The 6,508-nt window shown below is 36.0% G+C and carries 5 protein-coding genes; 3 read left to right on the forward strand and 2 right to left on the reverse strand.

Going from position 1 to position 6,508, the window contains the following annotated elements; translation table 11 throughout:
- Positions 1 to 186 precede the first annotated feature (186 nt).
- Together Q0R51_RS05835 and Q0R51_RS05840 are read right to left on the reverse strand one after the other, a co-directional pair.
- Entirely contained in the window at positions 187 to 633 is a 447-nt protein-coding gene (locus Q0R51_RS05835; RefSeq protein ID WP_294757312.1) for a Fur family transcriptional regulator, read from the reverse strand.
- Positions 634 to 713: 80 nt separating this feature from the next.
- A complete protein-coding gene (locus Q0R51_RS05840; protein ID WP_046324621.1) occupies positions 714 to 2,156 on the reverse strand; it encodes an APC family permease in 1,443 nt (480 codons plus the stop codon).
- Positions 2,157 to 2,322: 166 nt separating this feature from the next.
- Here Q0R51_RS05840 and Q0R51_RS05845 point away from each other — a divergent pair, with 166 nt between their 5' ends.
- The 3 genes from Q0R51_RS05845 to Q0R51_RS05855 form a co-directional block, all read left to right on the forward strand.
- Positions 2,323 to 3,849 carry a GW dipeptide domain-containing protein gene (locus Q0R51_RS05845; RefSeq protein ID WP_294757314.1) on the forward strand — a complete coding sequence of 509 codons (1,527 nt, stop codon included), beginning with the start codon at positions 2,323 to 2,325 and terminating at the stop codon, positions 3,847 to 3,849.
- Between the two features lie 177 nt (positions 3,850 to 4,026).
- A complete protein-coding gene (gene argF, locus Q0R51_RS05850; protein WP_294757315.1) occupies positions 4,027 to 5,049 on the forward strand; it encodes an ornithine carbamoyltransferase in 1,023 nt (340 codons plus the stop codon).
- Positions 5,050 to 5,481: 432 nt separating this feature from the next.
- On the forward strand, positions 5,482 to 6,508 hold a 1,027-nt coding region (locus tag Q0R51_RS05855), incomplete at its 3' end, for a sugar-binding domain-containing protein (protein ID WP_294757320.1).

Below are 6,508 nucleotides of genomic sequence, written 5' to 3' on the forward strand. Positions count from 1 at the left end.
TCTTATTTTTTTGGTTTAGGAAATGTCGTAAAAAACCTGAAAGTTATCTATTTTAGGAATTTTGCCATATTGTGATTGAGATATTTATTAAAAAAGTAACATAAAAAGACTAACCTAAATCAAATATTGAAAGTTAGTCCATAATTAGAATTTGATTGCTGTCTGAATTTTAAGATTTTGCATCTTTCAGCTCTTTTTTTCTTTGCTTTGGCAGTCAGGACAAAGGCCATAGATTTCAACGTGGCTGGATGAAGTGACAAAACCAGTTTGCTTATCTGCTTCAGTTCTCATCTGCTCTTCAATTCTCCCAAAGTCAGGATAATAAACATCGGCGATTTTACCGCACCTTTTACAAATAATATGAAAGTGTGGTTTTACAAAATAATCATAGTGCAGAGAATCATCACCATTTTTTATTTCAGTTACGATCCCCGCGTCAACTAATTTGTTCAAATTATTATAAACGGTTGCACGATAAGCTGGCTCATCTCCACTAATTGCTGTAAAAATTGTGGAAGCGGTGGGATGATTATGATGCGCCATTAAGTATTCAAGTATTTTTAAACGCGGTTTAGTTACTTTTAAGTGATGGCTACGTAGCAGACTTCCTGCTTCATCAGAAAAATTAGGCATGATTCTCATCTCCTCAATTAATTATAGTGTAGCATTTTTTATGTAAAAAAACCGCCTATTGCTAGGCGGTTAAGTATTATTTAGCTTATTTTTTCTTCTTGTTTTCGTCTGATTGTTGGCATAATTAAACCAAGTAGGAATAATACCACTGGAGTGGCAATATTTAAACAAAGTGTGAATGGATCATTTGAATACATTCCCATTAAACAACAAGCAACTGTAACGGCTAATCCCCAAATTCCGGCAGTATAGGCTAGCCACTGATGCTTAGTCATTTGATAGTTATCAGTACCGTTATGGAATTTTTCATGTTGTTTACGCAAAGCTAAGTAGGCAATGAAAACCCATAAATAACGCATTGGCATCACTATCGAATTTAGTTTAACTAATTGTGCCATCACAGTTTGTGCATCAGGCATAACGGCTTGCAATGCAATGATACCGCCAGAAAGAATAACAATCATCCAGATACCGTTAATATAAGCTCCATGTTTATTGACTTTTAATAACTTTTTCGGGATAAAGTCTTTTGCCTCTTTGCCTCCCAGAAGCATTCTCAAAGGAGCATCAATACTAATAACCAGTGCGGAAAATTGTCCAATGACGTTGCACCAGGCATAAATATAGAGGAATAATCCGCCAACGCCATAATATTCACCTAATTTTTGAAAAGCAATGTACGGACCATTTGAAATGTATTCATTCAAATTACCATTAACTACTTTAGGATCAAACATTAATGCTAAAGCAATAGTACCTAAGATGGCAGAAATCATTACCATTCCCGCTAAGCCCAACATAGCTTTAGGGAAATTTTTTGCAGGCTTTTTCAACTTGTTAACATATGGCGAAATCTTTTCAGCTCCACCTATAGCAAATACCAAAATTGAAAGTGAAGTAAAATACTTTGTATTAAAATCTGGCATAAAGTTTTGCCAATTCCAGTTTATGCTGTTAAAACTAGCATGCGGATTAATCATCGGTGCGGCAAACATCATGATAATAAAGAGAATTGACATAATAAACATTGAAGTACCAGCAATTGTTGATAAAGTTTTAATTACCGGAATTCCTCGGCTGGCTACCCAGCAAAAGAACAAAAATACTGCCAGTGTGGCTAGTTGCGTCCAGGCAGTTGGCAAACTATCGTACCATTTAGTATTACCAAAAATGCCCCAAGCCATGCCTCTTAAGCCCGTTGTACCTTTACTGGAAATATAAACCACATGTACTGCCCAGAATGTCCAACCAGCATAATAGGCCCATTTAGGTCCGATAGTGGCGTTAATCCAGGAAGCAACGCCACCCTCTGAATCTTTAAAAACTGATCCAAGTTCACCGACCATCAAGGCGTAAGGAATAAAGAAAAGCAGGAAAATAATAATCCAGCTGAAAATTACTTTGGTACCATCAAAGTATATGAATCCGTTAACAACGTTGCCAAAGCTCCACACAATAGAGAAAGCCATAGTGGCAAGCGTTGTCCACATCATCTTTTTAGAATTGTTTGGTGTTTCACCCATGAAACTTCTCCCTTATATAAAAATAACAATTTTTTATTTTAACTTAAATGTTTTTAAAAATCTAATAATAAGTCACTTGAAATTAACAACAAAAATAATTATTGATATATGAATTAAAAAAGTGTAAAACTATTATTATATAATAGAAGAAGGGGTTGTAAGTTTAATGAAAAGAAAATTTAAAAGTAAGCTGCTGTTTGCTGGGACAATAGCTGCAGTTAGCTTATTTGTGGGGAGTAACAGTTCATATATATCTGCCAAAAGCTATCATAAAGCAGTAACCAAGATAGCAGGTAATGGTAATTATGCAGTTTATCATTATGCTTCAAAAATGGGTCCATCTGGCAAGTTTACGTCGACTAAATATTTTAAGCACGCACAGATTCAATCTAAACAGTCAATTGCCACTAAGAAAGGCAAGTTTTGGAAGATAATTGTGGACGGGCGTACGGTCGGCTGGGTTAACCAGAACTTTTTTGCCAGAAACAAGATTTCTGTAGCGCAGAACGTGAGTTTAGTACAAAACAATCAATACTCGTTTAATACTAAAGATGCCATTAATTATGTGACTAATAGTGCTGGTACTGCTGTAGATACAAGCAAGGTAACAGTTTCTAAGTCAAAAATTAGTTCGGGCACTCCTGGTAAGACCACGGTTGACTATAGTTATGGCAAGGCTAAGGCAACAGTCAATGTTACTGTTCGTTCAGAAAAGAATGAGGGTATAGCAAGAGCTGATAAAAAGCCTATGAATGGACCAAAGGAAGTCTCAACTTGGAAAGGTAGTTCCAAATCTTCTTCAAGAAACTGGAACGCAGCGCATCATTATACTTCCGAAACTAGATCTAATACATTTAAGGCTAACGGTTTAACTTTAAAAACCAAGCTGTTCCAGCCTCGTTTTGTTAGTCTTGGGTACAATCAATCCGGTGATAAGATGGGGCAAGTAGGTGTAATTCCTGAAGGCATTACCGTAAATGGTTCAAACTTTACAGTTGCATTATTTAATTCAAGTAGTGCACAAAACGGTCATTTAGTTTCTTATAATTTAAAACATATTAATAAATTTAAGGCGCAAAATTTACAAACTTTAAAATGGTCAACTTTTAAGAAATATGCTTCTCATATCAAAGTTAGCCCGTATATTAAATTAGGCCACGGCCAGGCAATAGGTTCATCTTCTGCTTATATTTATGTAATTGCTAATAATAATACTTCTAGCAATTCAAATGCTTCTGAAGAAATTTTGCAAATACGTAAATCAGATATGAAAATAAATCAAATCTGGACCTTTAGGATTTCTAACTATGGTAGTCCAAGATACATTCATAATGCCACTTTTGCTGGTGACAATACAATGTACTGTTTATTCCATAATGGTGGAAACGGCTTTTATGAATACTGGAAAGTAACACGCAACGGTGATTCCTGGACTCCCGTTGAGGTAGGAGCTACTAAAGGTAACTTTGTAAGTAATGGTTCTCCAGTTCAAGGGTTTACCTACGATCAAAGTCATAACCAATTTTATATTGGATTTAATGACTATATCTTCAAGGTTGGTGAAGACGGAACTTATAAAAGCACACACCACCTTCACGTAAGACGCGAAATTGAAGGTTTGTCTGCTTCTGGTAATAAACTCTACGTTGAATTTGCCCAACGCGGAGAGTTAACAGCTGGTAATACATATTAAAATAATAATGTAAGTCATTGAAATATTTTTCAATGGCTTTTTTTATTTATAGTAGAAGTTTAATGGCTAAAATATTTAAGACTTTCTATATTTGAATGTAATTGTTTTTCAAATAAACTTAGTTTCTGTATTATGGTAGGCGATAAGAAAAGTAAAGAATACAAAAAGGAGGATTTTTTGGTTAAAAAAGATTTTATTGATACTTGTACCTTTTCAAAAAATGAAATGCAATACCTGGCTGATTTAGGTCTAAAAATTAAGGAGACTATCAACCATGGCTATTACCCTCAGCTTTTAAAAGGTAAAAGCTTAGGTATGATCTTTGATCAGGTATCTACTAGAACGCGCTGCTCTGCTGAAACAGCAATGACTGAATTAGGAGGACATGCTTTGTATTTAGCTCCAGGGCAGATACAACTAGGAGAAAATGGTCATGAGGGTTTGGCTGATACTAGTCATGCTTTAGGTGACTTAGTTGATATCATTGGAGTGCGAACGGCTAGTCAAGAAGATATTGTGGAAATTGCCCAAAATTCGCATGCACCTGTAGTTAACTTCATGAGCGATGATGACCATCCTACTCAGGCTTTAGGTGATTTGATTACAATTAAAGAATTTTTACCGCAAGGTAAAAAATTATCTGATATTAAGCTGGTCTTTGTAGGGGATGCAACGCAAATTACTGTTTCTGCATTATTTTTATGCGCTCAAATGGGAATGAAATTTGTGCAATACGGTCCTAAAGAAAAGCAATTATCTCCAAAATTATTGCGCAAAGCAGAAAAAATAGCTCAGCAAAATGGCGCCACAATTACTCTATCTGATGATGAAAAAGTCTTAGAAAATGCTGATTTTATTTATACTGATGTTTGGTATGGTCTATATGATCAAGAGCTTGATCAAACAGAGTATATGAAAATATTTTATCCTAAGTACCAGGTTAACGCAGAAATGTTGGCTAAAACGCACAATTCTGCAGTTAAATTTATGCATTGTTTACCTGCAAACAGAGGGGAAGAAGTGACAGCCGCTGTGCTTAACGGTGAAAAATCAATTGTTTGGCAACAGGCTGCGAACAAAAAGACGGCAATGAGAGCAATATTTACTTATTTACTTAAAGATAAATTAGCTAAAGAAGATTTTTCGAACCAGATTGATAATGAGCTTCCAAGAGATTTAAAAAACATGCTTGAAAAGTAAAATAAAAGAGTAGCTACTGCTAGATTGCAACAGCTACTCTTTTTTTAAATTAATTCAATGGGTCCCCTGAGAGTCGAACTCAGATTTTAAGAACCGGAATCTTACGTGCGATCCATTACACTAAGGACCCGAATTTGCACAACAACAAGTATAACAGAAAAGAAACAAAAATTGAATTGTTTTTTATTGATATTGACAAAAGAGCTGCAGTTTTGCATGTTTTAGTATCAATATCGACTAATTTATTAAGACTTTCTAATTGCGGCAATTTAACTTGAATTATTTTTGGAGTGTTGCTATACTGTATTTGTCGATTGAGGAATGGCTAAATTGATTAATGTCGATTTACGTTTCTCATATATTTTTAGACAATCTGGGACACCTAATGACAACAAATGGGTCAATTTGGTCCCAGAAGAAGGAGAGAAATTAATGTACTCGGAATTTCCTGTGCTTGAAGCTCTCGTTCCTGACATCTTAAAAGTTTTTCGGCAAAGATATCTTGTTCTTGAGCAAATATCGCTTAATGCACCTGTAGGTCGCAGAAGCGTAGCTCAGTCTTTAGGACTATCTGAAAGAAACGTGCGAACAGAAACTGAGTATCTGCGTTATCGAGGTTTGATTGAGATTAAAAGCTTTGGCATGTTTATGACAGAGAAGGGCAAAAAGATATTGCAAGAGGCGGCACCTCTGATAGATCGGTTGTTTAACGCACGCAAAACAGAAATTGATTTAGCGCGTAAACTCGGTATCGAGCGCACAATTATTGTGCCCGGCGATAGTGATTTACAAGAACTGGTATATGAGAGAATGGGTGAAGAGCTTAATGCAGCTCTTGATTTACTGTTACCCCTAGGACATTCAATTATTACTGTTTTGGGTGGTGAAGCTCTTGCAAAATCGACTAGGAATTTGTCTAAAAGTTTAAGTAAAAATCGACAACTGGAATTTGTGCCAGGTCGTGGGGCTCTGGGTGAAAATGTTGCTATTCAAAGCAATACTATTGTTCAGAAAATGGCTGCTGAAACTGGTGGTAAATATAAAACATTGTATTTACCGGAGCAGATTTCTCAAGCAGCTTACAATTCTTTGATTCGTGAATCCACTTTTACTGACGTGCTGGAAGATATTTCTCAGACGGATGTAGTAATTCATGGAATTGGACTAGCTCACGACATGGCAAGACGCAGAGGATACGATTCAATTCGCTTATCTGAATTGCGTGAAAAAAAAGTAGTCACCGAATGTTTCGGGTGTTTCTTCGATGGCGAAGGGAAGATTGTCGACCGCGTACATCAGGTTGGTTTGCAGTTTGAGAATCTAAATAAAATACCTCACATATTTGCATTTGCTTGTGGTGGCCGCAAGGCTAAAGCAATCAAGGCTTATATGCCAAATGCTCCGCATCAAACCTGGTTAATTACTGATGAAGGAGCCTCAGAGAAGATTTTAAAGGAGA

The organism is uncultured Lactobacillus sp. (assembly GCF_946477725.1).
Classification (GTDB): domain Bacteria; phylum Bacillota; class Bacilli; order Lactobacillales; family Lactobacillaceae; genus Lactobacillus.

Coding starts and splice junctions, on each gene's coding strand:
- Q0R51_RS05835 (WP_294757312.1), bottom strand. CDS start 633: ATGCCTAATTTTTCTGATGAAGCAGGAAGTCTGCTACGTAGCCATCAC.
- Q0R51_RS05840 (WP_046324621.1), bottom strand. CDS start 2,156: ATGGGTGAAACACCAAACAATTCTAAAAAGATGATGTGGACAACGCTT.
- Q0R51_RS05845 (WP_294757314.1), top strand. CDS start 2,323: ATGAAAAGAAAATTTAAAAGTAAGCTGCTGTTTGCTGGGACAATAGCT.